2 protein-coding genes are annotated in these 3,026 nt (G+C 78.9%); both read right to left on the bottom strand.

Features of this window, described 5'->3' with window-relative positions; genetic code table 11:
* Positions 1-1,217: MFS transporter (locus ACFUEL_RS37655; RefSeq protein ID WP_380242403.1), on the bottom strand; the 1,217-nt coding region annotated here is incomplete at its 3' end.
* A gap of 238 nt (positions 1,218-1,455) precedes the next feature.
* A partial coding sequence (locus ACFUEL_RS37650) for a LuxR C-terminal-related transcriptional regulator (protein WP_380242401.1) occupies positions 1,456-3,026 on the bottom strand: 1,571 nt, incomplete at its 5' end.

Below are 3,026 nucleotides of genomic sequence, written 5' to 3'. Positions count from 1 at the left end.
CCGCCGGCGCCCGCGCGGTGCGCGGTGGTCCGCAGCAGCACCCCGGCGGCCAGCGCCAGCACCGCCGCCAGCGCGTACACCGCCGCCGCGCCCAGCGGCAGCACCAGCCCGCCCAGCACGCTGCCCGCGCCGATGCCCAGGTAGATGCCGGACGCGTTCAGCGACACCAGCAGCGCGCCCTGCTCGGGGGCGGCCGACAGCAGGCGCAGCTGCTGCGGCGGCGTCTGGCACCAGCTGCTCGCGCCCCACAGGAACACCAGCACCCCGGCCGCCGCGATCCCCGCCCGGACGTGCCCGGCCGCCAGGGCCGCCAGCACCGCGAACGACAGCACCATCGCCGCGTACCCGGCGGTCAGCACCCGCACCGGCCCGCGCCGGTCGGCCAGCCGCCCGGCCAGCAGGTTCCCCGCCACCGCGCCGACCCCGTACAGCACCAGCGCCGCGACCACCGCGGTGCGCCCGGAGACCCCGACGGCGTCCAGCACCGGCACGCTGTAGGAGTACGGGACATAGCAGGCGGTCATCCCGAGCACCGTCAGCGGCAGCACGGTGAGCACGCCGGGGCGGCGCAGCGCGGCCAGCCGGGTGCGCAGCGGGACGGGTTCGGTGCCGGGCAGCGCGGGCAGGGTCAGCCGCACCGCGAGCGCGCACAGCGCGGTCAGCGCGGCGACCGCCCCGAGGGCGGCCCGCCAGCCCAGGCCGACGGCGGCGACCCGGCCCAGCGGGACGCCGAGCGCGGTGGCCGCGGTCAGTCCGCCGATCACCACCGCCAGCGCCCGGCCGCGCCGTTCGGGCCGCACCAGGGCCGCCGCGGTCGCCCCCGCGGTCGGGGTGAACGCGGCCGCGCCGAGCGCCGCGAGCAGCCGCCCGCCCATCAGCGCCGGGTAGTTGGGGGCGAGCGCGGTGAGCGCGTTCGCGACGGCCAGCAGCACCAGGGCGCCGACCAGCAGGGTGCGCCGGGGCAGCCGGGCGGTGGCGACCGCGAGCAGCGGCGAGGCGATCGCGTATCCGGCGGCGAACAGGCTGACCGACTGTCCGGCGGCCGAGGTCGACACGTGCAGCGAGGCGGCCATCGCGGGCAGGAAGCCGGCGGTGACGAAGGCGTCGGTGCCGACCGCGAAGGTGCCCAGGGCGAGGACGGCGGCGAGGCCGAGGCCGGCTTCGGCGGGGGGAGCGGCGGGGGCCGGTGCGGGCGGGGCCTTGAGCGCTTCGGTCATCGGAGGGGTCCCTTCGGGCAGGAGGGATCCAGGACATCGGGGGTCCTGAATTATTCGGGACACACTGTATCCAGAATTGGCAGAAGTGGAAGACCGGACCCCCCAACTGGTCGCCGGACGGCGTCCGTTGCCGATCACCCCAGTCCGGTCGCCCACCGCCCGGTTGCCCGCCGCTCGGCCGTTCGAGGCCCGGTCGCCCGAGGCCCGGTTGCCCACCGCTCGGCCGTTCGAGGCCCGGTCATTCGAGGGCGGGGGCGACGGCGTGTGCGAGCTGGACGCGTGAGTGCACGTCGAGCTTGCGGTAGACGCGGGTGAGGGTCGCCTCGACGGTCTTGACGCTGACGGTGAGGGCGGCGGCGATGTCGCGGTTGCTCGCGCCGCCGGCGGCGAGCCGGGCGCAGCGTTCCTCGGCGCCGGTGAGCCGGGGCCGGGCACCGTCGTCCCCGGCCGGGCCGGGCTCCAGGCGGTCCAGGGCGCGGGCGGCGGCGTCCGCCCAGGTGCGGGCCTGGTGGGCGGCGAAGAGGTCGGCGGCCTCGCGGGCCGCGGCCCGGGCGCCGGCCCGGCGGCGCCCGCGGCGTTCGGTGTGGCTGAGCGCCAGCAGGGTCCGGCCGCGTTCGAGGGGGAGGTGGTGCAGGCGGCCGGCCGTGTCGGTGAGGCGCCGGGCGGCGCCGTCGTGGTCGCCCCGGGCGGCCTCCAGCAGGGCCCGGACGCGGTCGAGCCCGGGGAGGACGGAGTCCCGTCCGAGGTCGGCCGCGGTGCGGCGGGTGCCGGCGAGCAGGTCGTCGGCCTCGTCGAGGCGGCCGACGGCGACGAGGGCTTCGGCGAGGTCGGCGTGCCAGCGCAGGACCGAGGGGTCGCGGACCTGCTGCAGCGCCTCCAGTTCGCGGACCCGCCGCAGCGGCCCCAGCGCCTCCTTCGGGCGGCCGGCGGCCAGCAGCAGGTGTCCGAGGACGTGGAGGTTGCGGGAGAGGAAGACCTTGTTGTCCTCGTGGCGGGCGGTGTCGATGCCGCGGCGGGCGTGCGCGAGGGCGGCGTCCGTGCTGCGGGCGGCGCCCTCGACCAGCGCGGAGGTGTAGCAGGCGGGCGCGGGCGACAGGGCGGTGCGGTCGGTGAGGGCCTGGGCGCGGCGGGCGTGCTCGAGGGCCCGGGTGCAGCGTCCGGCCCGCAGCTCGGTCTCGGCCAGGCTGCGCAGGACGTCGACGGTGGCCTCGGCGTCGGCCGCGCGTTCGGCCTCGACGAGCAGCGGCAGCAGCAGGGCGCGGGCGTCGTCGGGGCGGTCGTCGAACAGGGCGTGGCGGGCGGCGAGGTGCTGGGGCGTGCCGTTGGCGGGGGTGTGCGGGTCGCGGGGCAGGGCCAGGGCGCGGGCGAGCGTGGCCGCGGCGGCGGGGTGGCCCAGGATGCGCTGGAAGCGGGCCTGCAGACCGAGGGCCATGGCGGCGGCGGCGCTGTCGCCGGCGCTCGCGGCGAGGGCGGCGGCCCGTTCCGCGTGGGCGCACGCCCGGTGCGGGTCGCCGTCGTTGACGTTGGCCCAGACGGACCGGCGGATGAGGACCTGGGCGGCCGGGCCGGGGTGGTCGCCCGCCGCGTGGAGGGCCTCGGCGAACAGGCGGTCCGCAGCGTGGAGGTGCTGCCCGCTGGCGTCGATCAGGGCGATGAGGGCCTCGACGCGCCGGGCGGGGCTGGTGTCGTGCTCCAGCACGAGGCGGGTGGCCGCGCGGCCGCGGGCCAGGTCGCCGTAGTGCGCGGCGTCCCGGGCGGCGGTCAGCGCCCGTTCGGCGAGCAGGGCGGTCTCCCGGGGCGGGGTGCGCC

Origin of the sequence: Kitasatospora sp. NPDC057198 (assembly GCF_042670125.1) — a bacterium.
In the GTDB taxonomy this organism is placed as follows: Bacteria; Actinomycetota; Actinomycetes; order Streptomycetales; family Streptomycetaceae; genus Kitasatospora.
Note: the sequence above shows the minus strand (reverse complement) of the source record. Positions and strands in the feature narration are given on the sequence as shown.